25 protein-coding genes are annotated in these 26,534 nt (G+C 68.2%); 17 read left to right on the plus strand and 8 right to left on the minus strand.

Going from position 1 to position 26,534, the window contains the following annotated elements; genetic code table 11:
• The first annotated feature begins 5 nt into the window (after positions 1 to 5).
• The 6 genes from cobO to AWC12_RS21780 all read left to right on the plus strand — a co-directional run bounded on the left by cobO (position 6) and on the right by AWC12_RS21780 (position 8,368).
• A complete protein-coding gene (cobO, locus tag AWC12_RS21755) occupies positions 6 to 620 on the plus strand; it encodes a cob(I)yrinic acid a,c-diamide adenosyltransferase (RefSeq protein WP_024447141.1) in 615 nt (204 codons plus the stop codon).
• Positions 621 to 702: 82 nt separating this feature from the next.
• The gene (locus tag AWC12_RS21760) at positions 703 to 2,067 is read left to right on the plus strand and encodes a cobyrinic acid a,c-diamide synthase CobB (RefSeq protein ID WP_085177371.1); all 1,365 of its coding nucleotides are present in this window, start codon (positions 703 to 705) and stop codon (positions 2,065 to 2,067) included.
• A complete protein-coding gene (cobA, locus tag AWC12_RS21765) occupies positions 2,064 to 3,278 on the plus strand; it encodes a uroporphyrinogen-III C-methyltransferase (protein WP_085176891.1) in 1,215 nt (404 codons plus the stop codon). The genes AWC12_RS21760 and cobA overlap by 4 nt, the downstream gene beginning before the upstream one ends.
• A gap of 33 nt (positions 3,279 to 3,311) precedes the next feature.
• Positions 3,312 to 4,955 carry an MFS transporter gene (locus AWC12_RS21770; RefSeq protein ID WP_085176893.1) on the plus strand — a complete coding sequence of 548 codons (1,644 nt, stop codon included), beginning with the start codon at positions 3,312 to 3,314 and terminating at the stop codon, positions 4,953 to 4,955.
• Between the two features lie 100 nt (positions 4,956 to 5,055).
• Entirely contained in the window at positions 5,056 to 6,546 is a 1,491-nt protein-coding gene (locus tag AWC12_RS21775; protein WP_085176895.1) for an MFS transporter, read from the plus strand.
• A gap of 64 nt (positions 6,547 to 6,610) precedes the next feature.
• Positions 6,611 to 8,368, plus strand: a complete 1,758-nt coding sequence (locus AWC12_RS21780; protein ID WP_085176897.1) for a proline--tRNA ligase — start codon at positions 6,611 to 6,613, stop codon at positions 8,366 to 8,368.
• 7 nt (positions 8,369 to 8,375) lie between these two features.
• Here the strand turns inward: AWC12_RS21780 and AWC12_RS21785 are convergent, their stop codons facing one another.
• Together AWC12_RS21785 and AWC12_RS21790 are read right to left on the minus strand one after the other, a co-directional pair.
• Positions 8,376 to 8,852: a ferritin-like domain-containing protein gene (locus AWC12_RS21785; protein WP_085176899.1), complete on the minus strand. Its 477-nt coding sequence runs from the start codon at positions 8,850 to 8,852 to the stop codon at positions 8,376 to 8,378.
• Positions 8,849 to 9,367, minus strand: a complete 519-nt coding sequence (locus tag AWC12_RS21790) for a hypothetical protein (protein WP_024446021.1) — start codon at positions 9,365 to 9,367, stop codon at positions 8,849 to 8,851. The genes AWC12_RS21785 and AWC12_RS21790 overlap by 4 nt, the downstream gene beginning before the upstream one ends.
• Before the next feature lie 168 nt (positions 9,368 to 9,535).
• Here AWC12_RS21790 and rimP point away from each other — a divergent pair, with 168 nt between their 5' ends.
• From rimP to AWC12_RS21825, 7 genes are all read left to right on the plus strand, one after another.
• Positions 9,536 to 10,066, plus strand: a complete 531-nt coding sequence (gene rimP, locus AWC12_RS21795; protein WP_024446020.1) for a ribosome maturation factor RimP — start codon at positions 9,536 to 9,538, stop codon at positions 10,064 to 10,066.
• Positions 10,063 to 11,124 carry a transcription termination factor NusA gene (gene nusA, locus AWC12_RS21800; protein WP_024446019.1) on the plus strand — a complete coding sequence of 354 codons (1,062 nt, stop codon included), beginning with the start codon at positions 10,063 to 10,065 and terminating at the stop codon, positions 11,122 to 11,124. Before rimP ends, nusA begins: the two co-directional genes overlap by 4 nt.
• A gap of 93 nt (positions 11,125 to 11,217) precedes the next feature.
• A complete protein-coding gene (locus AWC12_RS21805; protein WP_412093729.1) occupies positions 11,218 to 11,553 on the plus strand; it encodes a YlxR family protein in 336 nt (111 codons plus the stop codon).
• 102 nt (positions 11,554 to 11,655) lie between these two features.
• Positions 11,656 to 14,418: a translation initiation factor IF-2 gene (infB, locus tag AWC12_RS21810; protein WP_085176901.1), complete on the plus strand. Its 2,763-nt coding sequence runs from the start codon at positions 11,656 to 11,658 to the stop codon at positions 14,416 to 14,418.
• Positions 14,419 to 14,913: a 30S ribosome-binding factor RbfA gene (gene rbfA / locus AWC12_RS21815; RefSeq protein WP_024446017.1), complete on the plus strand. Its 495-nt coding sequence runs from the start codon at positions 14,419 to 14,421 to the stop codon at positions 14,911 to 14,913.
• Positions 14,906 to 15,892, plus strand: a complete 987-nt coding sequence (locus tag AWC12_RS21820) for a DHH family phosphoesterase (protein ID WP_133057374.1) — start codon at positions 14,906 to 14,908, stop codon at positions 15,890 to 15,892. The genes rbfA and AWC12_RS21820 overlap by 8 nt, the downstream gene beginning before the upstream one ends.
• Complete coding sequence (locus tag AWC12_RS21825; protein ID WP_024446015.1) at positions 15,885 to 17,204, plus strand: MATE family efflux transporter; 1,320 nt, start codon at positions 15,885 to 15,887, stop codon at positions 17,202 to 17,204. The genes AWC12_RS21820 and AWC12_RS21825 overlap by 8 nt, the downstream gene beginning before the upstream one ends.
• A gap of 16 nt (positions 17,205 to 17,220) precedes the next feature.
• Here the strand turns inward: AWC12_RS21825 and AWC12_RS21830 are convergent, their stop codons facing one another.
• Entirely contained in the window at positions 17,221 to 17,832 is a 612-nt protein-coding gene (locus AWC12_RS21830; protein WP_085176903.1) for a class I SAM-dependent methyltransferase, read from the minus strand.
• Here AWC12_RS21830 and AWC12_RS21835 point away from each other — a divergent pair.
• Positions 17,831 to 18,310, plus strand: coding sequence for a MerR family transcriptional regulator (locus AWC12_RS21835; RefSeq protein WP_234814112.1), 480 nt, complete (start codon positions 17,831 to 17,833; stop codon positions 18,308 to 18,310). The genes AWC12_RS21830 and AWC12_RS21835 overlap by 2 nt on opposite strands.
• A gap of 93 nt (positions 18,311 to 18,403) precedes the next feature.
• Here AWC12_RS21835 and AWC12_RS21840 read toward each other — a convergent pair whose 3' ends face one another.
• The 4 genes from AWC12_RS21840 to AWC12_RS21855 all read right to left on the minus strand — a co-directional run bounded on the left by AWC12_RS21840 (position 18,404) and on the right by AWC12_RS21855 (position 22,339).
• Complete coding sequence (locus tag AWC12_RS21840; RefSeq protein ID WP_085177375.1) at positions 18,404 to 19,225, minus strand: ABC transporter ATP-binding protein; 822 nt, start codon at positions 19,223 to 19,225, stop codon at positions 18,404 to 18,406.
• Between the two features lie 12 nt (positions 19,226 to 19,237).
• Positions 19,238 to 20,272 (minus strand): ABC transporter substrate-binding protein, encoded by a 1,035-nt coding sequence (locus tag AWC12_RS21845; protein ID WP_234814113.1) that lies wholly within the window; start codon positions 20,270 to 20,272, stop codon positions 19,238 to 19,240.
• Between the two features lie 25 nt (positions 20,273 to 20,297).
• Complete coding sequence (locus tag AWC12_RS21850; protein WP_085176905.1) at positions 20,298 to 21,179, minus strand: ABC transporter permease; 882 nt, start codon at positions 21,177 to 21,179, stop codon at positions 20,298 to 20,300.
• A gap of 134 nt (positions 21,180 to 21,313) precedes the next feature.
• Positions 21,314 to 22,339, minus strand: a complete 1,026-nt coding sequence (locus tag AWC12_RS21855) for a LacI family DNA-binding transcriptional regulator (RefSeq protein ID WP_085176907.1) — start codon at positions 22,337 to 22,339, stop codon at positions 21,314 to 21,316.
• A 231-nt stretch (positions 22,340 to 22,570) separates the two neighbouring features.
• Here AWC12_RS21855 and AWC12_RS21860 point away from each other — a divergent pair, with 231 nt between their 5' ends.
• The 3 genes from AWC12_RS21860 to AWC12_RS21870 are packed head-to-tail and all read left to right on the plus strand — an operon-like array spanning position 22,571 to position 25,751.
• Positions 22,571 to 23,743: a Gfo/Idh/MocA family protein gene (locus AWC12_RS21860; protein WP_085176909.1), complete on the plus strand. Its 1,173-nt coding sequence runs from the start codon at positions 22,571 to 22,573 to the stop codon at positions 23,741 to 23,743.
• A 32-nt stretch (positions 23,744 to 23,775) separates the two neighbouring features.
• Positions 23,776 to 24,930 carry a dihydrodipicolinate synthase family protein gene (locus tag AWC12_RS21865; RefSeq protein WP_165762849.1) on the plus strand — a complete coding sequence of 385 codons (1,155 nt, stop codon included), beginning with the start codon at positions 23,776 to 23,778 and terminating at the stop codon, positions 24,928 to 24,930.
• Positions 24,930 to 25,751, plus strand: a complete 822-nt coding sequence (locus AWC12_RS21870) for a sugar phosphate isomerase/epimerase family protein (protein WP_085176913.1) — start codon at positions 24,930 to 24,932, stop codon at positions 25,749 to 25,751. Before AWC12_RS21865 ends, AWC12_RS21870 begins: the two co-directional genes overlap by 1 nt.
• On the opposite strand, the gene AWC12_RS21875 is transcribed toward AWC12_RS21870, so the two are convergent.
• Positions 25,748 to 26,512, minus strand: coding sequence for an enoyl-CoA hydratase (locus tag AWC12_RS21875; protein WP_024446005.1), 765 nt, complete (start codon positions 26,510 to 26,512; stop codon positions 25,748 to 25,750). The genes AWC12_RS21870 and AWC12_RS21875 overlap by 4 nt on opposite strands.
• Between the last annotated feature and the right edge of the window lie 22 nt (positions 26,513 to 26,534).

The following is a 26,534-nucleotide window of genomic DNA, read 5'->3' on the forward strand; positions in this document are numbered from 1 at the left end:
ATGCGATGCCTCAGGGTCAACCGCTGACGGTTCCGGACGACGGGCTGACGACGCGGGCGCGACGCAACGCCCCGCTTCTGGCGGTGCACACCGGTCCGGGCAAGGGCAAGTCGACGGCCGCGTTCGGCATGGCGCTGCGTGCCTGGAATCAGGGCTTCGATATCGCCGTGTTCCAATTCGTCAAGAGCGCGAAATGGAAGGTGGGGGAGGAGACGGCCCTCACCGAGCTCGGCCGTGCCCACGCTGAGCGCGGTGTCGGAGGCCCGGTCGAATGGCACAAGATGGGGTCGGGCTGGTCGTGGACGCGCAAGGCGGGCACGGAGGTCGATCACGCCGCCGCGGCGGCTGACGGCTGGGCCGAGATCTCGCGCAGGCTGGCCGAGCAGCGCCACGACTTCTATGTACTCGACGAGTTCACCTATCCGCTCAAGTGGGGCTGGGTTGAGACGAATGAAGTGATCGACGTGCTGGCCAACAGACCCGGCACGCAGCACGTGGTCATCACCGGCCGCGACGCACCGCAGGCGCTGGTGGACGCCGCCGACCTGGTGACCGAGATGACGAAGGTGAAGCATCCGATGGATGCGGGCCGCAAGGGCCAGAAGGGTATCGAGTGGTGAGCGAGCGCGCGCGAAATGCCATTGAACGCGGCGCGCCGCTGTGCAGACACGCGCGCTCGCGGTGCGAAGGGCGGGGCACTCGGTGAGCACGCCGGCGGTGGTGATCGCCGCGCCTTCGTCGGGCAGCGGCAAGACCACGATCGCGACGGGCTTGATGGGTGCGCTGCGGCGGGCCGGCCATCGGGTGGCGCCGTTCAAGGTGGGCCCCGACTTCATCGACCCCGGCTATCACGCGCTGGCTGCGGACAGGCCGGGCCGCAACCTCGACCCGGTTCTGGTCGGCGAGCCCCTCATCGGACCGCTGTACCGGCACGGCAGCGACGACGCCGACATCGCTGTCGTCGAGGGCGTGATGGGCCTGTTCGACGGACGTATCAGCGAATCCACGGTCGGCCCCGCGCAGGGCTCCACCGCCCACGTCGCCGGGCTGCTGGGTGCTCCGATCGTCCTCGTTGTCGACGCGCGCGGCCAGAGCCACAGCGTCGCGGCATTGCTTCACGGCTTTGCGACCTTCGACCGTTCCGTGCGTCTGGCGGGCGTGATTCTCAACCGCGTCGGCTCGGCACGCCACGACGGCGTGCTGCGCCAGGCGTGCGAGCACGCAGGCGTGCCGGTGCTCGGCTCGATCCCGCGGACCGACGAACTCGCCGTCCCCTCAAGGCATCTCGGGTTGGTGACGGCCGTCGAACACGGCCGTCGGGCGAGCGCGGCGGTTCAGGCGATGACCGACCTGGTGTCCCGCCACGTGGACCTCGACGCGGTGGTGAGGGTCGCCGCGAGCCGGGTCGTCGACGAGCCGTGGACGCCGGCGCAGTTCCCGACGACTCAGCCTGCCACCGTGGCGCTCGCCGCCGGTAAGGCGTTCACGTTCGGCTATGCCGAGCACCGCGAGATCCTGGCCGCCGCGGGCGCAGAGGTCGTGGAGTTCGACCCGCTGAGCGACCCGCTGCCTGCGCGAGCGTCCGCGCTCGTCCTGCCAGGCGGCTTCCCGGAGGAGTTCGGCACCGACCTGTCGGCCAACGACGTGGTCCGCGGTCAGATCAGGGCGCTGGCCGCGGGCGGAGCGCCGGTGCATGCCGAGTGCGCCGGGCTGACCTATCTGGTCGACGAGCTCGACGGGCACCCGATGTGTGGCGTGCTGGCCGGTTCGGCGTCATTCACCGCATCGCTCACCCTGGGCTACCGGGATGCGGTGGCAGTGGCCGATTCTGCGTTGCACAGGGTCGGCGATCGCCTTGTGGGTCACGAATTTCACCGGACGACAGTGCAATACGGCGACGGTCGGCAACCCGCCTGGCGCTACCGGGGCCGCGGAGGGCAGGTGATCGAGGACGGCGCCGTCACCGGCGGAGTGCACGCGGGCTATCTGCACACCCACCCGGCGGCACACCCGTGGGCGGTCGCGCGCTTCGTCGCGGCTGCGGCAACCTTTAAGCTCGCCGGGTGAGTCCTGAGACCGACAACGCCTATCTGGTGGGCCTGCGCCTGGAAGGCAAGAAGGTCGTCGTTGTCGGCGGTGGCACGGTCGCCCAGCGGCGCCTGCCACTGCTCGTCGCCAGCGGCGCCGACGTCCACGTCATCACCAAGGCCGCGACCCCTGTCGTCGAGGCGATCGACGGAATCACGCTGACAATGCGCGAGTTTCGTGACGGCGACCTCGAAGGCGCCTGGTATGTGATCGCCGCCACCGATGATCCCGACGTCAACGCCGCAATCGTCGCAGAGGCCGAAAACCGCCGCATCTTCTGTGTGCGCGCCGACGTGGCGATCGAGGGCACCGCCGTCACGCCGGCGACCTTCGAGTACGAAGGGCTCGCGGTGGGCGTGCTGGCCGGGGGCGAGCACCGCCGCTCGGCGGGCATTCGCACGGCGATCCGTGAGGCGCTGCAGCAGGGTCTTCTCACCGATGACAGCGCGGCCGCCTCCGGCGTCATCAAAGGTGGCGTCGCGTTGGTCGGTGGCGGCCCCGGCGACCCGGAACTCATCACGGTTCGCGGGCGGCGACTATTGGCGCATGCCGACGTGGTGGTCGCCGACCGGCTCGCCCCGCAGGAACTGCTCGCCGAATTGTCGCCCGACGTCGAGGTGATCGACGCCGCGAAGATCCCCTACGGCCGGGCGATGGCGCAAGACGCGATCAACGACGTCCTCATCGCGCGGGCCAAGGAAGGCAAGTTCGTGGTCCGCCTGAAGGGCGGCGACCCGTTCGTGTTCGCCCGCGGCTACGAAGAGGTGATCGCGTGCGCGGACGCCGGAATTCCGGTGACTGTGGTGCCCGGTGTGACAAGTGCCATAGCGGTTCCCGCATTGGCCGGCGTTCCGGTCACTCACCGCGGTCTTACTCATGAATTCGTGGTGGTCAGCGGTCATCTTGCGCCGGACCACCCCGAATCGTTAGTGAATTGGGATGCGCTCGCCGCGATGAGCGGAACAATTGTTTTGCTGATGGCCGTCGAGCGGATCGAGCTTTTCGTCAAAGTTCTTCTTCGAGGCGGCCGACCTGCAGATACGCCCGTCTTGGTGGTTCAGCACGGCACAACGTCATCGCAGCGGACTTTGCGGGCAACCCTCGCCGAGACGCCCGAACGCGTCCGGTCGGACGGTATTCGGCCCCCGGCGATCGTCGTTATCGGGGCGGTGGCCGGCTTCGGCACTTAAAGGGTTCTTAAGATTACTGTAAGGTAACCCGATATGACGGCTCTCAACGATGCGGAGCGTGCCGCCATCCACCGTGATGCAGAAGGCAGGACCAAACGAGGCTCGGACCGAGTGTCTGACCGGGCCCTGCCGACGCGCGTTCCCGGGGTGGGTGAGACGGCAGGCGGACATCCCGGTGGCCCTACAGACGGCGCGGCCCGACCTAACAGGACCCCTGCCTGGATGCCGTCGCGGCGTTTCATCGCGGCGGTGGTCGCGATCGGCGGAATGCAGTTGCTGGCCACGATGGACAGCACGGTCGCGATCGTGGCGCTGCCGAGGATCCAGGATGAGCTCAGCCTCTCCGACGCCGGCCGCAGCTGGGTCATCACCGCGTATGTATTGACCTTCGGCGGCCTCATGCTGCTGGGCGGCCGCCTCGGCGACGTCATCGGCCGCAAGCGCACCTTCATCGTCGGCGTCGCACTGTTCACCATCGCGTCGGTGCTGTGCGGTCTGGCGTGGAACGAAGCCACCCTCGTCATCGCACGCCTGCTGCAAGGCGTCGGCGCGGCTATCGCGTCACCGACCGCACTGGCATTAATCGCCACGACATTCCCGAAGGGGCCGGCCCGCAACGCCGCAACAGCGATCTTCGCGGCGATGACTGGCATCGGCTCGGTGATGGGCCTGATCCTCGGCGGTGCCCTGACCGAGGTGTCCTGGCGCTGGGCCTTCCTCATCAACGTGCCCATCGGTCTGCTGATGATCCATTTGGCCCGCCGGACCCTGCGCGAGACCCACCGCGAACGCCTCAAGCTCGATGCCACCGGAGCGCTTCTGGCCACTCTGGGCTGCACGGCCGCCGTCTTCGCCTTTTCGATCGGGCCCGAAGCGGGCTGGATCTCACCGGTCACCATCGGGTCGGGCATCGTCGCAGTCGGCGCACTCATCGCCTTCCTGTGGGTCGAGCGCACCGCCGAAAACCCCGTCGTGCCGTTCGAACTGTTCTACGACCGCAACCGGGTCGCCACGTTCGCCGCGATCTTCCTGGCCGGCGGCGTGATGTTCACGCTGACCGTGACCATCGGGCTGTACGTGCAGGACATCCTCGGCTACAGCGCGCTGAGGGCCGGCATCGGCTTCATCCCGTTCGTCATCGCCCTTGGCATCGGGCTCGGCGTCTCCTCGGCGCTGGTGTCGAAGTTCCCGCCGCGGATCCTCGTGATCGGCGGAGGCGTGCTTGTGCTGGCCGCGATGATCTACGGATCCACGCTGGACGCCAACATCCCGTACTTCCCGAACCTCGTGCTGCCCATCACGGTCGGCGGCTTCGGCATCGGCATGATCGTCGTGCCGCTGACCGTGTCGGCGATCGCAGGTGTCGGCTTCGACCAGATCGGTCCCGTGTCGGCGATCGCGCTGATGCTGCAGAACCTCGGCGGACCGGTCGTGCTGGCGATCATCCAGGCGGTCATCACGTCGCGCACCCTGTACCTCGGCGGCACCACCGGGCCGGTGAGCGACATGAATGCCGTCCAACTGCACGCGCTGGACCAGGGGTACTCCTACGGCCTGCTGTGGGTCGCCGCGGTCGCCGTCATCGTCGGCGGTGCGGCGCTGTTCATCGGCTACACCGCCGAGCAGGTGGCGCACGCCCAGGAAGTCAAGGACGCCATCGACGCCGGAGAGCTTTAGCTCGACATCAGACCAGGGCAGAGCTTTAGCTCGACATCAGACCAGGGCAGAGCGTTAGCTCGACCACGCCGAAATCACCGGGTCGGTAGGGTGGCCAACCATGGCTTCCGGGTCGCCTGAACGCGAGACGGAACCACTGTCCTCGTCGGTGCTCGGCATCGCCATCGTCGCGATCACCGGCATGCAGCTCATGTCGACCCTCGACGGCACCATCGTCATCGTCGCGCTGCCCCGGATGCAGGCCGATCTGGATCTCTCGGACGCCGGCAAGAGCTGGGTCATCACAGCCTATGTATTGGCCTTCGGAGGTCTGCTGCTGCTCGGCGGACGGATCGGCGACGCCGTCGGCCATAAGCGCGCCTTCCTGTCCGGAGTGGGCGTCTTCACTATCGCCTCGCTGGTATGCGGCCTGGCCACCGAAGAGGTCACGCTCGTCGTGGCCCGCGCGGTCCAGGGCGTCGGCGCCGCGGTGGCTGCCCCGACCGGCCTGGCGCTGATCGCGACGACGTACGCGGTGGGGCATGCCCGAAACCGCGCGCTCGCCGTGTCGGCGGCCATGCAGGGTCTTGGGTCTGTCCTCGGGCTGATCCTTGGGGGCGCGGTCACAGGTCTGTCCTGGCGGCTGGCGTTTCTGGTCAACGTGCCGATCGGCATCGTCATCATCTGGATCGCGGTGACTCGGCTGGCCGAGACCCGGCACGAACGCATCAAGCTCGACATCACCGGGGCGCTACTGGCGACGATGGCGTGCACGTCGGCGGTGCTGGTGTTCACCCAGGGTCCGCCCCGCGGCTGGGTCGACCCGTGGGTGATCGGGGCTGTGGTGGCGGCCGCGGTGTTCTTCATCGCCTTCCTGCTCGACGAGCGTGGAGCGGACAACCCTCTGGTGCCGCTGTCGATCTTCGACAACCGCAACCGGGTGGCGTCGTTCGTCGCGTATTTCCTGGCCGGCGGTGTGATGCTGACGTTGTCGGTCATGATCGGACTGCTCGTCCAGGATGTGCTCGGCTACTCGCCGCTGCGCGCCGGCATCAGCTTCATGCCGTTCGCGGTCGCGTTCGTCCTCGGCAACGTCCTGGCGACCCACCTCGCCCCGCGGATAGCGCCCCGCTGGGTGATCCTCGGCGGTGGCGTCCTCGTGCTCGTGGCCATGCTGTACGGGTCCACCCTGGACCGGTCCATTCCATACTTTCCCGACCTTTTCCTGCCTGTCGTCGTCGGCGGGGTCGGCATCGGGGTGATTTCGGTGATCCTGCCGCTGTGCCTGCTTGCCAACGTGGCGCCCCGCGACATCGGCCCACTGTCCTCGGTGACGCTGATGGTGTTCAATCTCGGCGGCCCATTGGTGCTCGTCGTCATCCAGGCCGTCCAGACGTCGCGCACCCTGTATCTGGGGGGGACCATGGGGCCGGTCAAGGACATGAGCCCTGCCCAGCTCGACGCGCTGGGGCACGGCTACACGTACTCGCTGCTGTGGGTCGCCGCGATCGCGCTGGTAGTCGGTGTCGCGGCGCTGTTCATCGGATACTCGGCCCGAGATATCGCGCGGGCACGGGAGACTCGCGAAGCCGTGGAGGCGGGCGAGCTCTAGTTTCGGTGGGGTGGGAGCGTAGCGACTCGGGCGGGGATCCAGCCGATCAGTAAGGTGGTCGGCTGTGATCACCCGCATGTCCGAGCTGTTCCTGCGCACCCTGCGCGACGATCCGGCCGACGCCGAAGTGCCGAGCCACAAGCTGCTCATCCGGGCCGGCTACGTTCGGCCCGTCGGGCCCGGCCTGTACAGCTGGCTGCCGCTGGGTCTGCGGGTGCTGCGCAAGATCGAGAAGGTCGTCCGCGATGAGATGAATGCCATTGGGGGACAAGAGATTCTGTTCCCGGCTCTGCTTCCTAAGGCGCCGTACGAGACGTCGAACCGGTGGACGGAGTACGGCGACGGAGTCTTCCGGCTCAAAGACCGCCGCGGCAACGACTACATGCTGGGACCGACGCACGAGGAATTCTTCACGCTGACGGTCAAGGGCGAGTACTCGTCCTACAAGGACTTTCCGCTGACGCTCTACCAAATCCAGACGAAGTACCGCGACGAGGCGCGCCCGCGTGCCGGCATTCTGCGCGGTCGCGAATTCATCATGAAGGACTCATACTCCTTCGATATCGACGAAGGCGGGCTCAAGTCCGCCTACCACCGACACCGCGAGGCCTATCAGCGGATCTTCGAGAAGCTGGCGGTGCGCTACGTGATCGTCTCGGCGGTGTCGGGGGCGATGGGCGGCAGTGCGTCCGAGGAATTCCTCGCCGAGAGCGACGTCGGCGAGGACACCTACGTACGCTGCCCCGAATCGGGCTATGCGGCCAACGTCGAGGCCGTGATCACCGCGGTGCCCGACGCCATCCCGTTCGAGGGTCTGCCAGAGGCCACGGTGCACCAGACCGGTGACACGCCGACCATCGCCACTCTCGTCGACTGGGCCAATAGCGCAGACCTGCCCAGTTTCGCCGGCCGCCCGGTGACCGCCGCCGACACCCTGAAAAACGTGCTGCTCAAGGTGCGCGAGCCGGGCGGCGAGTGGGAGCTGCTCGCCGTCGGCGTGCCCGGCGACCGCGACGTCGACGACAAGCGCCTCGGCGCCGCGCTGGAGCCGGCGGAGTACGCGATGCTCGACGATGCGGACTTCGCCAGGTACCCCTTCCTGGTGAAGGGATACATCGGACCGAAAGGTTTGTTGGCCAACGGCGTTCGTTACCTTGTCGACCCGAGGGTGGTCGACGGTACGGCGTGGATCACGGGTGCGGACTCCAAGGGCGACCATGTCGTCGACCTCGTGGCCGGACGGGACTTCACCCCGGACGGCACCATCGAGGCCGCCGAGGTCCGCGAGGGTGACCCGTCGCCGGACGGCGCGGGCACCCTGGTGGCTGCGCGCGGCATCGAGATCGGACATGTCTTCCAGCTCGGCCGCAAGTACGCCGATGCGTTCAATGCCGATGTGCTCGGCGAGGACGGCAAGCCGGTCAGGCTCACCATGGGGTCGTACGGCATCGGCGTGTCCCGGTTGGTCGCGGTGATCGCCGAACAGCACCACGACGTACTCGGTCTGCGCTGGCCCTCGAGCGTCGCGCCGTTCGATGTGCACGTCGTCATCGCCAACAAGGACGCCGACGCCCGCACGGGCGCCACGGAACTGGCCGCCGACCTGGACCGCCTCGGCATCGACGTGCTCCTCGACGACCGGACCGCCTCTCCCGGAGTGAAGTTCAAGGACGCCGAATTGCTCGGTGTGCCGTGGATCGTCGTCGTCGGGCGCGGGTGGGCCGACGGAGTGGTCGAGCTGCGCGACCGTTTCAGCGGGAACAAGCGCGACGTGGCGATTGACGGCGCGGTGGGGGAGATCAGCAGCGCGATCTCCGGCTGACGGCCGGCTATTCGCTGCCGCCGGGGAAGGCGACGGTGACCGTCTTGTCGCCGCGGATGACGCGCCACTGGGCGGCGGTGACGGCGCATTCGGACACCGCCGTCACCCCGAACGCGCGCACACTCTGGTCGGTCGCCTGCTCGACGACGGCACGCCACGCCACGGCGGCATCCTCTTCCATCCGGACCGCGAGATTGGTGGCGTCGGCCGAGCTGTCGATCTCCATAGGCATCTGATAGCCCGCAGCCGGCACCGCCACGGCGAAGCCCTGCTGCTCAGCCAGCTCGATGGCCGCCTCGCGGCGCGCGCGATGCTCGGCGATGGCTGTGGACACCAGGTAGTTGACCTCGGGTACGGAGTGCGCCGACACGACGCCGTATCCGTAGATCGTGGCGTGCTCAGTGGCGATCGCGTCGAAGAGGGCAGCCGCAGCGGAGTCCTCCGGACGCGCCGGCATGGTGGAATCGGGTTCGGGAGAGGTCATTGCCCCGTCCCGGCGAGCGCGACGGCGTACGCGGCGGTGCACGACGCGGCGATCGAGGCGAGCAGGCCCGCTCGGTACCCCGACAGCGCACCCGCGGCCTGCGTTGCGCTGTCGGCCGACGCGCGCAGCGCCCCGGTCACGTCCTCGGCTTTCGGTGCGGGCACCGACGGCGATGTCGTGGTCGTCGGGACGGGACTCGCCGTCGTGCTGGCAGTGGGCGCCGGGTGGCCCGTCATCCGCACGATCTCCTCCGACAGCGCCTCGGCGTGGGCGGCACGTTGGGCGGCGATGTCGGTCAGTACGTCGGCCAGCCGTCCGCGGACGGTCTCGGCGACGTCGGAGGCCAGTTCGGCATCGGATCGCGCCCGGTCCAGCGCGGTGGTGAGATCGTCGAGGTCCGGCGGAGGAGGCGGGTCTGCGCAACCTGCCGCGGTGACCGAGAGCGCTGCCAGCGCAGCCGCCCCGACGAGCACACGTCGACGGCTTACGGTCGGCGGTCTCGGCACGTGCCACATCCTGCCATCCGTCCGTCGCGGGGTCGCAGAACCCACTTCCCCGACAGCCGGTCGGCGGTGCGCGCTTTTCGTTATTTGTCTAGGCCACGCTGGCGTATCGTGGGGAGTCGGATTCGCAGGGCCCTCCCTGCGCACCGTGTCCGGACAACTCAAGACGAGGAGCTCGCCGTGGCGGAGCGGTCTACGGGATTACCGTCGCAACGACAGGTGATCGAACTTCTCGACGGGTCGTTCGCGCGCGCGGGCTACGACATCGAAGACGTGGTGATCGACGCCGCCGCCCGCCCGCCGCGCATCACGGTGGTGGCCGACGGCGACCGCGGTCTGGACCTCGACTCCGTTGCCGAACTGTCGAGAATTGCTTCCGAGTTGCTCGACGAACTGGACTCACCGCCCTATGTGCTCGAGGTGTCCTCGCCCGGGGTGGACCGCCCGCTGACCAGCGAAAAGCACTACCGCAGGGCGCGGGGTCGGCTAGCGGAGTTGACCCTGGCTGATGGGTCGAGCCTGATCGGACGGATCGGTCAGCTGGGCGACGGGACCGTCGGCGTCGTCGTGCGTGAACCGCGCAAGAACCCCGAGGTGCGCGAGATCGCACTCGATGCCATAACCAAAGCTGTTGTCCAGGTGGAGTTTTCACCGCCGAGTCCACGCGAGTTGGAACTGGCCGGTGTCTCCGGAGAGGATGCCCGACCGTGAACATCGATATGGCGGCACTGCACGCGATCGAGGCCGACAAGGGGATCACCGTCGACGTCGTCGTCGAAACGATCAAATCGGCTCTGCTGACTGCATATCGGCACACCGAGGGGCACGAGGCGGACGCCCGCATCGACATCGACCGCAAGACCGGCGTTGTCAAGGTGATGGCCAGGCAAACCGACGAAGACGGCAACGTGTTGCACGAATGGGACGACACCCCAGAGGGTTTCGGTCGCATCGCCGCGACGACCGCCCGTCAGGTCATCCTGCAGCGCCTCCGCGACGCCGAGAACGAGAAGAATTACGGCGAATTCTCCGCCAGGGAGGGCGACATCGTCGCCGGTGTGATCCAGCGCGATGCCCGCGCCAATGCCCGCGGTCTGGTCGTCGTGCGGATGGGAAGCGAGACCAAGGGTTCGGAGGGCGTCATCCCCGCCGCCGAGCAGGTGCCCGGCGAACGCTACGAACACGGCGACCGGCTGCGCTGCTACGTCGTCGGCGTCACCCGCGGCGCGCGTGAGCCGCTCATCACGCTGTCGCGCACCCACCCGAACCTGGTGCGCAAACTGTTCTCGCTGGAGGTGCCCGAGATCGCCGACGGATCGGTGGAAATCGTGGCAGTGGCCCGCGAGGCAGGGCATCGTTCCAAGATCGCGGTGGCGTCGCGGGCGCCCGGGCTGAACGCCAAGGGCGCCTGCATCGGTCCGATGGGACAGCGAGTGCGCAATGTGATGAGCGAGCTCTCCGGCGAGAAGATCGACATCATCGATTTCGACGAAGACCCCGCCAGGTTCGTGGCCAATGCTCTGTCGCCGGCCAAGGTGGTGTCGGTGACGGTGATCGACGCGGCGGCCCGTGCGGCCCGGGTGATCGTGCCGGACTTCCAGCTGTCGCTCGCGATCGGCAAGGAGGGTCAGAACGCGCGGCTGGCGGCGCGGCTCACCGGCTGGCGCATCGACATCCGCAGCGACGACGCCGCCGAGGGAGCGGACCCCCAGGCCTCGCGGCCGGCAGCGCGCCGCGATGCCCCGCACGGCGCGGTGGAGGAGCGCTGACCAGCGAGGCCGGATCACCATCAGCACCGTTTTCCTCTCTGCGCCGTGGTGACGGTAGACTCAGCTGTGATCCAGCGCGAGACATCGGCTCGGATGCGAAAAAGCACCTCCACCCCCGTTGGTGGCCCGGTGCGGACGTGCATCGGATGTCGTAAACGAGAGCTGGCCGTCGAACTGCTTCGGGTTGTCGCTGTCGACGGCGGGAACGGTCCTGGGAATGGTTCCAGCGCCGTGACCGTTGACGCGGCGAGAAAGCTTCCGGGGCGGGGTGCGTGGTTGCATCCCGATCCGGAATGTCTGCAAGCGGCCGTTCGCCGGCGGGCATTCGGCCGAGCGTTGCGGATCACCGGTTCACCGGACATCACCGCGGTGTCAGAGCATTTCCCATCCCGGGAGGTGCCCGACGCGCACGGGCAACAGAACAGGTAAGCGAAGAACATGAGCACACCGTGAAGCCCCGATGACCATGCGTCATAGCTAACCCGAGGCGCGGCGCCTACCACCGCTGTCGCCTCCTAGACAGGAGATGTAGTGGCAGGTAAGGCCCGCGTGCACGAGTTGGCTAAGGAACTCGGTGTCACAAGCAAGGAAGTGCTCGCCCGTCTCGGCGAGCAAGGAGAATTCGTCAAGTCCGCGTCGTCGACGGTGGAGGCCCCGGTCGCCCGTCGGCTGCGTGAATCATTCGGTGGGAACAAGACCGACAAGGTGAAGCCCGGCGCCGGCGCGTCCAATGGCTCGCCCGCCAAGCCGGCCCCATCCGCCGACCGGCGTCCCGGTCCGCGACCCGGACCGCCCGCACCCCAGCAGCCCAAACCCGCAGCACCGGCGGCACCCGCTGCCGCCGCACCGCCCGCGGCACCGGCACCGCCCACGCCTGCGGCTCCACCCGCGCCTGCCGCGTCGGCGGCCTCGGAGACGCCCGCGGCTCCCGAGGCACGTCCCACCCCCGGTCCGCGTCCCGGCCCGGGCGGTCCCCGGCCGGGCGGGCCGAAGCCCGCGCCGCGAACCCCGCGCGTCGGCAACAACCCCTTCTCTTCCCAGCAGCCGGTCGAGCGTCCCGCCCCGAGGCCACAGGCGGGTCCCGGCGGTCCGCGACCCGGACCCGGCGCAGGCGGGCCCCGTCCCGGTGCGACGCCGGGCAATATGCCCCCGCGTCCCGGCGGCGGTCCCCGCCCAGGTGGCGGGCCGCGTCCCGGTGGCGGTCCCCGTCCCGGTGGCGGTCCTCGTCCCGGACCTGGCGGCGTCGGTCGTCCCGGTGGTGGCGGCGGCGGTAACTACCGCGGCGGCGCAGGTGGCGGCGGTGGAGCTCCCGCTGGTGGAGGTTTCCGCGGTCGCCCGGGTGGCGGCGGCGGTGGACGTCCCGGTCAGCGCGGTGGCGCGGCGGGTGCGTTCGGCCGTCCCGGCGGCGCCCCGAAGCGTGGACGCAAGTCAAAGCGCGCGAAAAGGGCCGAATACGAGAACATGCAGGCCCCGGTTGTCGGTGGCGTGCGGTTGCCGCACGGCAACGGCGAGACGATCCGGCTGGCGCGCGGCGCATCGCTGAGCGATTTCGCCGACAAGATCAACGCCAACCCGGCCTCGCTGGTGCAGGCGCTGTTCAACCTCGGCGAGATGGTCACGGCCACCCAGTCGGTGGGTGACGAGACCCTCGAGCTGTTGGGCAGCGAGATGAACTACGTCGTGCAGGTCGTGTCCCCGGAGGACGAGGACCGCGAGCTGCTGCAGTCGTTCGATCTGTCCTACGGCGAGGACGAGGGCGGCGAGGAGGACCTCGAGTTCCGTCCGCCGGTCGTCACGGTCATGGGTCACGTCGACCACGGCAAGACCCGACTGCTGGACACGATCCGTAACGCCACCGTCCGCGAGGGCGAGGCCGGCGGTATCACCCAGCACATCGGTGCCTACCAGGTCACCGTCGACCTCGACGGGACCGAGCGGCCCATCACGTTCATCGACACCCCGGGTCACGAGGCGTTCACCGCCATGCGCGCCCGCGGCGCGAAGGCCACCGACATCGCGATCCTGGTCGTGGCCGCCGACGACGGTGTCATGCCGCAGACGGTGGAAGCCGTCAACCACGCGCAGGCGGCCGATGTGCCGATCGTGGTGGCGGTCAACAAGATCGACAAGGAAGGCGCCGACCCGGCGAAGATCCGCGGTCAGCTGACCGAATACGGGCTGGTGCCCGAGGAGTACGGCGGCGACACGATGTTCGTCGACATCTCGGCCAAGGCCGGCACCAATATCGAGCAGCTGCTCGAAGCGGTCATCCTGACGGCCGACGCGTCGCTGGATCTGCGGGCCAACCCCGATATGGAGGCCCAGGGCGTGGCGATCGAGGCGCACCTGGACCGCGGCCGCGGTCCGGTGGCGACCGTGCTCATCCAGCGCGGCACGCTGCGTGTCGGTGACTCGGTGGTCGCAGGCGACGCCTACGGACGTGTGCGCCGCATGGTCGACGAGCACGGCGAGGACGTCAGCGAGGCGCTGCCGTCGCGTCCCGTGCAGGTCATCGGCTTCACGTCGGTGCCAGGAGCAGGCGACAACTTCCTGGTGGTCGACGAGGATCGCATCGCCCGGCAGATCGCCGACCGCCGCAGCGCGCGCAAGCGCAACGCGATGGCGGCCCGCACCCGCAAGCGGATCAGCCTGGAGGACCTGGATTCGGCGCTGAAGGAAACCAGCCAGCTGAACCTGATCCTCAAGGGCGACAACTCCGGCACGGTCGAGGCGCTCGAGGAGGCCCTGCTGGGCATCCAGGTGGACGACGAGGTCGAGCTGCGCGTCATCGACCGCGGCGTCGGCGGTGTCACCGAGACCAACGTCAACCTGGCGTCGGCCTCGGACGCGATCATCATCGGCTTCAACGTCCGCGCCGAGGGCAAGGCCACGGAGCTGGCCAACCGCGAAGGTGTGGAGATCCGCTACTACTCGGTGATCTACCAGGCCATCGACGAGATCGAGAGCGCGCTCAAGGGCATGCTCAAGCCGGTCTACGAGGAGAAGGAACTCGGCCGCGCCGAGATCCGGGCGATCTTCCGGTCGAGCAAGGTCGGCAACATCGCCGGTTGCCTCGTGCAGTCGGGCATCATGCGGCGCAACGCCAAGGCCCGCCTGCTGCGCGACAACGTCGTGGTGGCCGAGAACCTCACCATCTCTTCGCTGCGGCGGGAGAAGGACGATGTCACCGAGGTCCGCGACGGCTACGAGTGCGGCCTGACGCTGACCTACTCCGACATCAAAGAAGGCGACGTCATCGAAACGTACGAGTTGGTCGAAAAGGAACGCGTCTAGATGCCAGATCCCGCGCGGGCCAAAAGGCTTGCCAAGCGGATTTCGACGTTGGTCGCGTCGGCGATCGAGTATGAGATCAAGGATCCTCGGCTCGCCGGCGTGACCATCACGGACGCGAAGGTCACCAACGACCTGCATGACGCGACGCTGTACTACACGGTGTTGGGGAGTTCCCTCGACGAGGAACCCGACTACGCCGGGGCCGCCGCGGCGCTCGAGAGCGCCAAAGGTGTGCTGCGCACCAGGGTCGGAGCCTCGCTGGGAGTGCGGTTCACCCCGACACTGGCGTTCGCCCGGGACACCGTGCCCGACGCCGCCCACCGCATGGAGGAGCTGCTGGCCCGGGCGAGGGCGGCAGATGAGGATTTGGCGAGAGTTCGTCAGGGTGCCAAGCACGCAGGCGATGCCGACCCTTACCGTGTAAGCGGGGTGGACGAGGCAACCGGGGGATCGACCGCAGAGGACATGCGTGGCTCCGACTCGCTCGATGACTGATGTGACGACTGGCGCGGGCGCGCGTGCCGTGGACGCGTTCGGTGCTGCCGAGCTGCTGGCAGAAGCGGACAGCGTGAGCATCGTCTGTCACGTCTTCCCGGATGCCGACACCATCGGGGCCGGACTGGCACTGGCTCTGGTTCTCGAGCAGTCCGGCAAGGCGGTGCAGGTCAGTTTCGCCGAGCCGGACGAACTGCCCGAGTCCCTGCGTTCGCTGCCCGGCGGGCACCTGCTCGTTCCTCCGGCAACACTGCGTCGCGATGCCGACCTGCTCGTCACCGTCGACATCCCGAGCGTGAACCGACTCGGTGCGCTGCGCGAACTCGCCGCCGGTGACCGCAACGTCCTCGTCATCGATCATCACGTCTCCAATCAGCTGTTCGGCAGCGCGAACTTCGTGGACACCTCTGCTGACTCGACGACGATGCAGGTCGCCGAGCTGCTCGACGCATGGGGCAAACCGATCGACGTCGGGGTTGCGCACTGCCTGTACGCCGGGCTGACCACCGATACCGGATCATTCCGCTGGGCCAGTGCCCGCGCGCACCGGCTGGCGGCCCGGTTGGTCGAGGCGGGCGTCGACAACGCGACGATCAGCCGGACGCTGCTCGACACCCATCCGTTCGCGTGGCTGCCGATGTTGTCGCGGGTGCTGGGGTCAGCCGAATTGATCCCCGACGCGCTCGACGGCCGCGGGTTCGTCTATGCCGTGGTCGATCACGACGAGTGGGCCGCGGCCAGACCGGAAGAGGTCGAGAGCATCGTCGACATCGTCCGCACCACCCAGCAGGCCGAAGTGGCGGCGGTTTTCAAAGAGATTGAGCCGCAACGCTGGTCGGTGTCGATGCGCGCCAAGACCGTCGATGTGTCGGCAGTCGCCGCCGGTTTCGGCGGAGGCGGACACCGCCTGGCCGCGGGGTACTCGGCCACCGGGGCCGCCGCCGACGTCATCGCGGCATTGCGTGCGGCCCTTGGCTGACGCCGTCGAACCGGCGAGCAGTCGGCGCATCGCCGCGCTGGCGTTCCCGGCACTGGGGGTTCTCGCGGCCGAACCCGTCTATCTCCTGTTCGATCTGGCTGTCATCGGTCGTCTCGGCGCGTTGAGCCTGGCCGGATTGGCCATCGGCGCACTTGTCATGGGAGTGCTCAGCTCTCAACTGACGTTTCTGTCGTACGGCACCACCGCTCGCGCCGCGCGGTTCTTCGGGGCGGGGGACCGCAGGGCAGCGGTCGAGGAGGGGGTACAGGCCACCTGGCTCGCGCTCGGGATCGGTGCCGCGATCGTGGCCGCCGTCCAGGTCACTGCCGTTCCGCTGGTGTCCGCGCTGGCCGCAGGTGGCGACATCGCCGACGCGGCGTTGCCGTGGGTGCGGATCGCCAGCCTGGCGGTGCCGGCGATCCTGATCGCGGCCGCGGGGAACGGCTGGATGCGCGGCGTGCAGGACACGGTGCGGCCCTTGCGATATGTCGTCGTCGGTTTCGGGCTGTCGGCGCTGCTGTGTCCGGTCCTGGTCTTCGGATGGTTCGGAGCGCCCGAGCTCGGGCTGTCCGGGTCTGCGGTGGCGAACGTGGTGGGGCAGTGGTTGGCCGCCCTGTTGTTCTGCCGGGCGTTGTTCGTGGAGAAGGTGCCCCTGGGGGTGCGTCCGGCTGTGCTGCGCGCGCAGGTGGTGATGGGCCGCGATCTCATATTGCGAACCATGGCGTTCCAGGCGTGTTTCATCTCCGCCGGCGCGGTTGCGGCGCGCTTCGGAGCCGCGTCCGTGGCCGCGCACCAGGTGGTGCTTCAGCTGTGGAGTTTCCTTGCACTCGTTCTGGATTCGCTCGCCATCGCCGCGCAGTCGCTGGTCGGTGCCGCGCTGGGCGCCGGGCAGTTGACGCACGCAAAGTCGGTGGCGTGGCGGGTGACGATCTTTTCGACCGTCGCCGGGCTCGTCCTCGCCGCGGTGTTCGCGCTGGGGTCCTCGGTGATCCCATCGGTGTTCACGACCGATCGCTCGGTGCTCGACGCGATCGGGGTGCCGTGGTGGTTCCTGGTGGGCATATTGCCCATTGCCGGAATCGTTTTCGCCGTCGACGGCGTGTTGCTGGGTGCGGGTGACGCGACGTTCATGCGCAATGCCACGGTGGCCAGTGCGCTGCTCGGCTTCCTACCGCTGATCTGGTTGTCGCTGGCCTACGGGTGGGGTCTGCTGGGGATCTGGGCGGGCCTGGCCACCTTCATGGTGTTGCGGCTGATCTTCGTGGGCTGGCGGGCTCTCTCCGGCCGCTGGCTGATACCCGGCACACGCTGACGGTCCTGCGCCTCGTTCACGATCGGCGCTTGGCGCTGACTGCCCACACCGCTCTACGCCCGGCGCGGCGGCTATCAACTGCGACGTCGACCATGCCGGCCGAACGGCACAGGGCGGCAAAAGCTTCGGCCTGCCTCTCGGTCCAGCCGTGGCTCGCCACGCCGGTGGCACCGGGCGGTGACTGACGTTCGACGGCCAGAAGCCTTCCGCCGGGCGCCAGCACGCGCTGTGCTTGCGCGATTCCGGCGGAGACGTCCTGCCAGTGGTGCACCGTGGCAAGAGCCCAGATGACGGTTGCGGTACCGTCGGCGACGGGAAGCGCTTCGGCGGTGCCCTCGGCCCAGCGGATCCCTGTGTTCCGGCCGGAGACGAGCCGCGCAACGCGCAGCATCGACGCCGACGGTTCGACTCCGGTGACCCGAGCGCCCCTGCCCGCCGCCACCCGCGCGGCGGTTCCGGGACCGCAGCCGATGTCGACGACGTGGTCACCGGCGCCGATGCCGGTGAGCTCCTCGGCGAGCCTGGCACCGGCCCTACCGGTCAACAGGAACATGAGGGCGAACAGCGAGCCTGGCAACCCGGAGAAGCCGGGGTGATCGGCGTGGTGATTGACGGCGAGATCACTCATGAGCACGACCTTGCCGGTTCAAGGCGGGTTGAAGTCAAATGGGGGAATGGACCTGATCCCGATCGGCGAGGCGGCCGCTCGACTGCAGATGACGGCCTCGGCGTTGCGGTACTACGACGAGCGGGGGCTTGTCCGCCCGAGGTCGAGGATGTCCGGCCGCCGGATGTATGGCCGAGAAGAGCTGCGCCGCTTGGCATTCCTGAAGATCGTGCACCGGCTTGGGCTGCCGCTGGACACCGCGGCGGCGGTCCTCGATGCGCCGGGCGGACAGTGGCGCGGAAGCGTTCGCGAGCAGATCGCCGAGTTGGACAGGGTCATCGAACAAGCCAGGGCGGCCCAACAGTTCCTGACCCATGCGCTGAACTGCCCGACCGAGCATCCGGCGAGCGAGTGCCCGACCATGACGGGTGCGCTGGATCGTCTGGTTGCGGGAATGTCGGTGGAGGACCTGGCTGCAGAGCAGTCGAACGAGGGCTGACGCTCGATCGCGGCGAACGCGCGCATCTGCACACGACACACCGGGGGAGGTGTGTGCAGACACGCGCGCTCGCGGTGCGGGCGGGGGGACGAATCAGTCGGCGGCCGAGGTACTTCCGAGGAGATCACGCACCCGGTTTGCGACGGTGATGAACTCCGGCCGCTCCATCGTCTCGGCATAATCGCGCTCGGCGGGTAGCTCGACATCGAGGGTTTCGACGATGCGGCCCGGCCGCGGGCTCATCACGACGACCCGGTTGGCGAGGTAGACCGCCTCGGCGACCGAGTGGGTCACCAGCACCACTGTGGTGCCGGTTTCACGCCAGATGCGATGCAGTTCGACGTTCATCTTCTCGCGCGTGAGCGCGTCCAGAGCGCCGAACGGCTCGTCCATCAGCAGCACTCGCGGCTGGTGCAGCAGCGCCCGGCACAACGAAACACGTTGTTGCATACCGCCGGACAGTTCGTGAGGCAGTGCGTTCTCGAAACCGGTGAGGCCGGTCATCTCGATGAGCTCGTCGCACCGCTGCTGCGCCGCCTGCCGGGGCATGCCCCGCATCTCGGCCTGCAGCAGGATGTTCTTGCGCACCGAACGCCATTCCAGCAGTGCCGCCCGCTGGAACACGTAGCCGATCTCGCGTTGCGGGCCGCGCACCTTCTCGCCGCGCAACAGGACCTCGCCCGCGGTCGCATCGGTGAGACCGGCGACGACCTTCAGCAACGTCGACTTGCCGCAGCCCGACGGGCCCGCGATCGAGACGAACTCGCCGTCGGCGACCTGGAGATCGATGTCGTCGAGAGCGGTGACATCGGCTCGCTTCGAGGAAAACCGCACGGTGAGGTCGCTTATCGTGATGGCCGAGGAACTCAGCGAAGTCGCGCCCGCCTCCGGCGGTGTGATGGTGGCAGTGGTCATTTTCATGATCTCCTACTGCTGACCTTCGGGGGCGAACGACGAATCCCAATACTCGGCAGGCTCTTTGGCGCTTTCCAGCAGGCCCGCCTCGCTCAGGGTCGCGATGGTGGTCTTCCAGTCCTCTTCGGCGTTGGCACCGGGAACCTGGTTGGCGGTGGCAGGCGTCGACAGCAGCGGGATGGTCTGCTGCCACTGCTGCAGCAGAACTTCGCGCGGAGGCATCTGCGGATCCTTGCCCACCATCGCGTCGACGGCGGCCTCCGGGTTGTCCACTGCTGCGGCGTACGCCTCGCTCGTGGCGTCGACCATCGACTGAACCAGTTCGGAGTTGTCGGCGATCGTCGAGGTGTTGACGATGAGCCCGTTGCTGTAGAAGTTCAGCCCGGCATCCGAGTAGCGCAGATAGCGCACCTCGCGTCCGCTCTTGTTGGCGATGGTCGGCCCCTGGTCGTGGGCGAAACCGATCAGCCCGTCGACACGGCCGGACAGCATCGCGGCCATCTTGCCCGCGGCGTCGAGGCTCTGCTGGGTGACCTGGTCCTCGGGGACGCCCACCTTGTTCAGGTAGATCGGGAACGTCGTGGTGGGGGCGTCGCCGGCGGACACCGCGATGGTGCGGCCCACCAAGTCCTGGGGGTTCTCGATGCCGGAGTCGGCGAACACCTGCACCGCCGACGGCGTGGTCTGCAGGAACACGCCGGCACTCTTGACCTTCACGCCTTTGTCGATGTTGCTCAGTACGGCGGGGGTGTCGGCCCAGCCGAAGTCGGCCTGCTCCGAGCCGACCGCCTGGACAGTCTTGGTCGAGCCCTGGCCCGCGTCGACCGTGAGGTCGATACCGTGTTTGGCGAAGATCCCCTCTTGTACGCCGTAGTAGAACGGCGCGTGCTCGCCGTAGGGATACCAGTTGAGCATCAGCGTCGCGGGAGCAGTGGATCCTTCTGCGGCCGAGTTGTTTTCGGTGCTGCTACCGCCGCAGGCGGACAGCGTGAGCATGGCGGCGGCAGCAGCTGCGACAGCGGCGGCCCGGCGTCGGGTGAACATCATTGTCTTTCTCCTAAGGAAGTCGGGATCAGGCGGCGGTGCTGGCGGAACTGGTGGTGCGGCGCGAGGAGTGCCACGGGATGAGCAGCTTCTCGGCGATCTCGATGATCGCGAAGAGCACGATGCCGAGAAGCGACATGATGATGAGGGCGGCGAAGAGCATTGCGGTGTCGACGTTTCCGTTCGCCTGAAGGATGACGTAACCGAGACCTTCGTTGGCGCCGACGAATTCACCGACCACCGCGCCTGTGACCGCGAGAGTGGCAGCGACCTTCAAGCCCGACATCAACTGGGGCAGCGATGCGGGGAAGCGGATCTTCATGAAGGTCTTGACCCTGCTCGCACCCATCGTCGAGGTCAGCTCAAGGATCTCCGGATCGACAGAGCGCAGGCCGGCCAGGCCCGAGATGACGATGGGGAAGAAGGCCATGAGCACTGCCACGAGGATTTTCGGCGAGGGTCCGAAGCCCAGCCACACGACAAACAGCGGCGCGATCGCGATCTTCGGGATGACCTGTGCGAACAGGATCAGCGGGTACACGGTCTTCTCGAGGTTGACCGAGTACATCATGACCACCGCGACCAAGACGCCGAAGACGGCGGCAATAATGAAGCCCAGCACCGTTTCCCACGTGGTCACCCAGGTGTGCTGCATGAGGTAGGCGGCGTTCTCCTGGGTGGTCTGCCAGGTGTCAGCAGGCGAGGGCAGGATGTACGGCGCGACGAGGTCGGCCTCGGTGACAGCCCACCAGGCGGCGGTCAGTACGACGACGAGCGCGATGGGCCGCCACAGGGCCGACGCGGTGCGCCGCGGCGAGAACGACGGACGCCAGGTGCGTCTCGTGCCGGACGAGGCCGGGGGTGGCGCCGGCGAGGAGGGGCGCAAGCCGGCCGATGCGGTTACCGCCATGAAATGTCCTAAATAGTCGCGGTGGCTCGGGTGATCACCCGAATGGGAATGCGCTTTCCGAAGCGAGACCGACCCTAACGTGACCCAGCGCACACTGTCAACGACCCCACCGGTCTGCGTGCGGTCTGCGCAGTTCAGCCCAGGTGAGTGCTGTCCCGCAGAATGACCGTGCCCGGCACCCGCTCACGCAGATCATCAGCGTCGAGGCGCAGCGCGAGGTCGACGGCGCGGGCCCCGATCTCTTCCAGCGGGAGCGCGACGGTCGACAGGCTGGGCGTGTGATCGCGCAGCGTGGGGATGTCGTCGAAACCGGCGATGCAGACATCCCGGGGCACACTCAGGCCCATCTCGCGCCACGCGGCGATCGCGCCGATGGCCATGACGTCGGTCACGGCGAAGACGCAGGGCGGCTTCCTTCCGGACTCCGGCGTGAGCTGCAAGGCCGCGGCCAGTCGCTGCGCCGCTGAGTAGCCGCCGTCGCGGGTGAAGTTCCCGGAGACCTCGACCAGCGGGGTGAGGCCGCACCGTCCGAGCGCCTCGACGAATCCGTTACGGCGGTCCACAGACGTGCGAATGCTGGCGGGGCCGCCGATCACGGCAAAGTCGGTGTGGCCCGCGGCAACCAGGGCATCCGCCAATTCTCCTGAGGCGAAACGGTTTTCGGGTTCGACAGCACTGCCAAAGGCCAGCGGCTGGCCGATCACGACCACCCGGCCGCCGTTGACGCGGTAACGCCCGAACTCGCCCTCGAGCTCGCGGTCGAGGTTTCCGCTCTGGCGCGAACCGGCCAGCACGATCGCATCCGCACGGTGGGAGATGAAGGTGCTGACCGAGTCCCGTTCGATGTCGAAGTCACGGTCCGTGCTCGCGAGAAGCACCTGTTTGCGTGCCGTTCTCGCGGCGAGCTGGACGCCGCGCACGATCGAGGAGAAGTACGGGTCGGCGATGTCGTGCACGATCAGCCCCAGCAGGCCGGTGGACGCCCGGGCAAGGGCTTGAGCCTGAGCGTTCGGCACGTAGCCGAGTTCGCGCGCGGCGGCGCGGACGCGGTCGGCGACACCTTCTCCGGGAATCCGGGTCGAACCGTTGAGCACTCGTGAGGCGGTAGCCTGCGACACGCCAGCGCGCGCCGCGACATCCTGAAGGGTTACCGCTGGCATCTGCGCTGCTCCTGCTCTTTCCAAGGTCGTTCCCCGCCGCGGGGCAGGACGCCGTCGACAGGCTTCGGGGTTGACCGCCACGCCGTGACAGCTTACCGTGGAAAGCGCATTCCGAAGTGCTGACACCGCGCATCTCGTCGCCGAGATGTCGGCGGTTCAGGTCAACCCGACAGCACTCGCCGCGCCCGGACACGTGAAGCCGGCCCGGCTCCCAGACAAGGACATTTTCCGATGACTTCATCGACCTCATCGAACGGGTCGCGCAGGACCCTGCGCATCGCCATGAACGGTGTCACCGGCCGGATGGGCTATCGCCAGCATCTGCTGCGGTCCATCCTGCCGCTGCGCGACAGCGGCCTGATCCTCGACGACGGCACCCGGGTTGTCGTCGAACCAATCCTGGTCGGGCGCAACGCCGAGAAGATCTCCGAACTCGCCGCTGCGCACGGGGTCACCGAATGGACCACCGACGTTGCGTCGGTGATCGCCGATCCGACCGTCGACGTGTACTTCGACGCGCAGGTCACCTCGCGCCGGGTCGAGGCACTGTCGTCGGCGATCAAGGCGGGCAAGCACGTCTACACCGAGAAGCCGACGGCCGAAACGCTCACCGAGGCAGTCGAACTGGCGCGCATGGCGGAGAACGCGGGCGTGGTGGCCGGGGTGGTGCACGACAAGCTCTACCTTCCCGGCCTGGTGAAGCTGCGGCGACTGGTCGACGAGGGCTTCTTCGGCCGCATCCTGTCCATGCGCGGCGAGTTCGGGTACTGGGTCTTCGAAGGCGATGGTCAGCCGGCGCAACGCCCCAGCTGGAATTACCGTTCCGAGGACGGCGGCGGGATCACCGTCGACATGTTCTGCCACTGGAACTACGTGATGGAAGGCCTGCTGGGGTCGGTGCAGGCGGTGACCGCACGCACCGTCACCCACATCCCGACCCGGTGGGACGAGAACGGCCGGTCTTATCAGGCCACCGCCGACGACGCCGCCTACGGCATCTTCGAGATCGACGGCGGCATCGTCGCGCAGATCAACTCGTCCTGGGCGGTGCGCGTCTACCGCGACGAGCTCGTCGAATTTCAGATCGACGGCACCCACGGATCCGCCGTCGCGGGGTTGCGGCGCTGCGTCGCACAGCAGAGGGCGCACACCCCGAAGCCGGTGTGGAATCCCGACCTCCCGGTCACCGAGAAGTTCCGCGAACAGTGGCTCGAGGTACCTGCCAACGCCGACCTCGACAACGGGTTCAAGCTGCAATGGGAGGAGTTCCTGCGGGACGTGGTGGCCGAGCGCCCCCATCGCTTCGGCCTGCTGTCAGCCGCCCGCGGTGTGCAACTGGCCGAACTCGGACTCAAGAGCTCGGCCGAAGGCCGCCGGCTCGAGGTTCCGGAGATCGTGCTGTGACGGCGACGACGCAGACGTCGACCGCGTCGGTCCTGCTGCCGGTCGATGGGCAGCAGCTTCGCAGGCATCATCTCGGCGAACCCGGCCCGTGGCGCAGACCCCGGCAGCCCATCACTTCCCGCACCGCCTACGCCGCGGCGCACGTCGTCCCGAAAACGTTGGCGGACAACACCCCAGGGTCGCCCGCGGACCTGGACTGGGACACCACACTGGCGTACCGGCACGAACTGTGGTCCTACGGACTGGGCGTCGCCGACGCGATGGACACCGCGCAACGCGGAATGGGAATGGACTGGAAGGCGACACGCGAGCTCATCGTCCGCTCCGGTCGCGAGGCCGCCGCGGTGGGAGGACTGCTCGCCTGCGGCGCAGGCACCGACCAACTGACCGACGTGCCGGCAGGGGCGCGCGGTCTGGCGGCCATCACCGACGCCTACCGCGAGCAGATCGACGTCGTTCGCGGTGCAGGCGCACGCGTGATCCTGATGGGGTCGCGAGCGCTCGCGCAGACGGCGACCTCGCCCGGAGACTACCTCTCCGTCTACGGCACCCTGCTCGCCGAAGCCGACCGGCCCGTCATCCTGCACTGGCTGGGCGAGATGTTCGACCCCGCGCTGCGCGGGTACTGGGGCAGCACCGACGTCTACAGCGCCACAGCGACATTCGAGAGCCTGGTCCGCGAGTACGCTGACAAGGTCGACGGGGTGAAGGTTTCGCTGCTCGATGCCGCACACGAGGTGGCGCTGCGCCGCGCGCTCCCCGAGGGGGTGCGTCTCTACACCGGGGACGACTTCAACTATCCGGAACTGATCCTCGGCGACGGCCACCGTCATTCGGACGCGCTGCTCGGCATCTTCGCAGCCATCTATCCCGCTGCGTCGACGGCGCTTCAGTGCCTCGACGCCGGAGACCGGGCCGACGCCCGTGCGATCCTGGAATCCACCCAGGCGCTCGGCCGGCACATCTTCGCCGCACCGACCTACTACTACAAGACGGGCATCGCGTTCCTCGCCTGGCTCAACGGCCATCAGCCGGGATTCGCGATGGTGGGTGGGCTCGCCAGTGGGCGTTCGGTGAATCATCTCTGTGAGGTGTTCATGCTCGCCGACCGTGCCGGCCTGCTCGTCGACCCGGACCTCGCGGCGGACCGGATGCGCACCTTCCTCGCGCTGAACGGGATCAGCTGATGTACCAGCGGCTCTCGCTGAACACCATGACGACCAAGCGCTGGACGCTGCGCGAGGCGGTCGAGGCCACCGCGGCGGCGGGTCTACCCGCAATCGGACTGTGGCGTGACCGGGTTGCCGAGACCGGTGCGGAGCAAGCCGCGAAGATCGTGCTGGACAACGGGTTACGCGTATCCAGTTTGTGTCGCGGTGGCTTCCTCACCGGTCTCGACAACGCCGATGCGGCTCTCGACGACAACCGCAGGGCGATCGACGAGGCGGCGACACTGAGCACTCCCGAACTCGTCATGGTGGTCGGCGGTATTCCCGACCGTGACCTCATCGGTGCACGGACTCGGCTGGCAGAACGCCTCGCCGAGCTGGTGCCCTATGCCGCCGAGCGTGACGTTCGCCTCGCACTGGAGCCGCTGCATCCGGTGTTCTGCGCCGACAGGGCGGTGATCAGCACTCTGGCGCAGGCCCTCGAGCTGGCCGCGCCGCACCCGGCGCGCACCGTCGGCGTCGTCGTGGACACCTACCACGTGTGGTGGGATCCCGCCCTTGCCGATTCGGTGGCGCGCGCCGGCGCGCAGGGCCGGATCAGCAGTTACCAGATCTGCGACTGGCTGGTGCCGATGGCTGCCGATCCGCTGGTGTCGCGCGGCATGATGGGCGACGGCGTGATCGACTTCGCCTCGATCACCGCCCTGGTGCGCGACGCAGGCTACGACGGCGACATCGAGGTCGAGATCTTCAACGAAACCGTCTGGGCCACAGACGGGGTGGAGATCTTGGAGGCGATGAAAGAGCGGTATCGCGAGCTGGTCCTGCCAGTGCTCTAGCGCACCTGCGACCGGCCCCTCTCGATCACGCCGCTGCGGCTGGCGGCAATGTCGTCGCCGGTCGCGCTCTTCATCCATTCGCGAGCGGCGGCCGCCTCTTGCCACAGCGCGCCGCTGTTCTGGCCGTCGTCGATGGCGTGGTAGGAGGCGAGCAGCGCACGCACCGCCTTCTGGTTGTTGCCGACGATCGACGTCGCGACCTGACGAGCGGTCTCGAGGAGCTCGCCATGCGGAACCACCTGGGTGACAAGCCCGCAGCGCAGCGCCTCCTGCGCAGAGAGATAGTCGCCGGTCATGCTCATCCGGCGGGCCATCCCTACGCCGACCTTCTGCGGCAGCCGCACCGACAGGCCCCACGTCGGCAGCAGCCCGACCCGGGCATGGGTGTCGGCGAAGCGGGCCTGCTCGGAGGCGATCAGGATGTCGCAGTACAACGCGATCTCCAGACCGCCGGTGACCGCGGCTCCGTTGATGGCCCCGATCACGGGTTTGGTCATCGGCGGCCACTTCGGCGAGATATCGGGCAGATCCGTGGAATCGCCGAGTTCCCTGAGGTCGAGGCCCGCGCAGAACACGGGGTCGGCGCCGGTGAGGATGACGACGTCGACGTCGTCGGCGGCCTGCGCGTCCCGCAACGCCGCGAACAGGCTCGCGCGTAGCGCAGAGGACAGCGCGTTGCGCGAACCGGGCCGGTTCAGCGTCAATGTGCGGATGCGGTCGCGGGTGTCGATCAGCAGAACGTCTTCGGTGGGGGTGCTCATCCGCTCACCGTATCGACACGTG

It is taken from the genome of Mycolicibacterium iranicum (assembly GCF_002101705.1).
Lineage (GTDB): Bacteria > Actinomycetota > Actinomycetes > Mycobacteriales > Mycobacteriaceae > Mycobacterium > Mycobacterium iranicum.

Bases quoted from the DNA above. Each gene is read 5' to 3' on its own strand.
- AWC12_RS21845 (WP_234814113.1), bottom strand. From the start codon at position 20,272: ATGATGTTCACCCGACGCCGGGCCGCCGCTGTCGCAGCTGCTGCCGCC.
- AWC12_RS21860 (WP_085176909.1), top strand. From the start codon at position 22,571: ATGACTTCATCGACCTCATCGAACGGGTCGCGCAGGACCCTGCGCATC.
- AWC12_RS21870 (WP_085176913.1), top strand. From the start codon at position 24,930: ATGTACCAGCGGCTCTCGCTGAACACCATGACGACCAAGCGCTGGACG.
- AWC12_RS21835 (WP_234814112.1), top strand. From the start codon at position 17,831: ATGAGCACGACCTTGCCGGTTCAAGGCGGGTTGAAGTCAAATGGGGGA.
- AWC12_RS21770 (WP_085176893.1), top strand. From the start codon at position 3,312: ATGACGGCTCTCAACGATGCGGAGCGTGCCGCCATCCACCGTGATGCA.
- AWC12_RS21775 (WP_085176895.1), top strand. From the start codon at position 5,056: ATGGCTTCCGGGTCGCCTGAACGCGAGACGGAACCACTGTCCTCGTCG.
- AWC12_RS21875 (WP_024446005.1), bottom strand. From the start codon at position 26,512: ATGAGCACCCCCACCGAAGACGTTCTGCTGATCGACACCCGCGACCGC.
- AWC12_RS21785 (WP_085176899.1), bottom strand. From the start codon at position 8,852: ATGACCTCTCCCGAACCCGATTCCACCATGCCGGCGCGTCCGGAGGAC.
- AWC12_RS21855 (WP_085176907.1), bottom strand. From the start codon at position 22,339: ATGCCAGCGGTAACCCTTCAGGATGTCGCGGCGCGCGCTGGCGTGTCG.
- AWC12_RS21790 (WP_024446021.1), bottom strand. From the start codon at position 9,367: ATGTGGCACGTGCCGAGACCGCCGACCGTAAGCCGTCGACGTGTGCTC.
- AWC12_RS21805 (WP_412093729.1), top strand. From the start codon at position 11,218: ATGCGAAAAAGCACCTCCACCCCCGTTGGTGGCCCGGTGCGGACGTGC.
- AWC12_RS21840 (WP_085177375.1), bottom strand. From the start codon at position 19,225: ATGACCACTGCCACCATCACACCGCCGGAGGCGGGCGCGACTTCGCTG.
- AWC12_RS21830 (WP_085176903.1), bottom strand. From the start codon at position 17,832: ATGAGTGATCTCGCCGTCAATCACCACGCCGATCACCCCGGCTTCTCC.
- AWC12_RS21850 (WP_085176905.1), bottom strand. From the start codon at position 21,179: ATGGCGGTAACCGCATCGGCCGGCTTGCGCCCCTCCTCGCCGGCGCCA.
- cobO (WP_024447141.1), top strand. From the start codon at position 6: ATGCCTCAGGGTCAACCGCTGACGGTTCCGGACGACGGGCTGACGACG.
- rbfA (WP_024446017.1), top strand. From the start codon at position 14,419: ATGCCAGATCCCGCGCGGGCCAAAAGGCTTGCCAAGCGGATTTCGACG.
- AWC12_RS21820 (WP_133057374.1), top strand. From the start codon at position 14,906: ATGACTGATGTGACGACTGGCGCGGGCGCGCGTGCCGTGGACGCGTTC.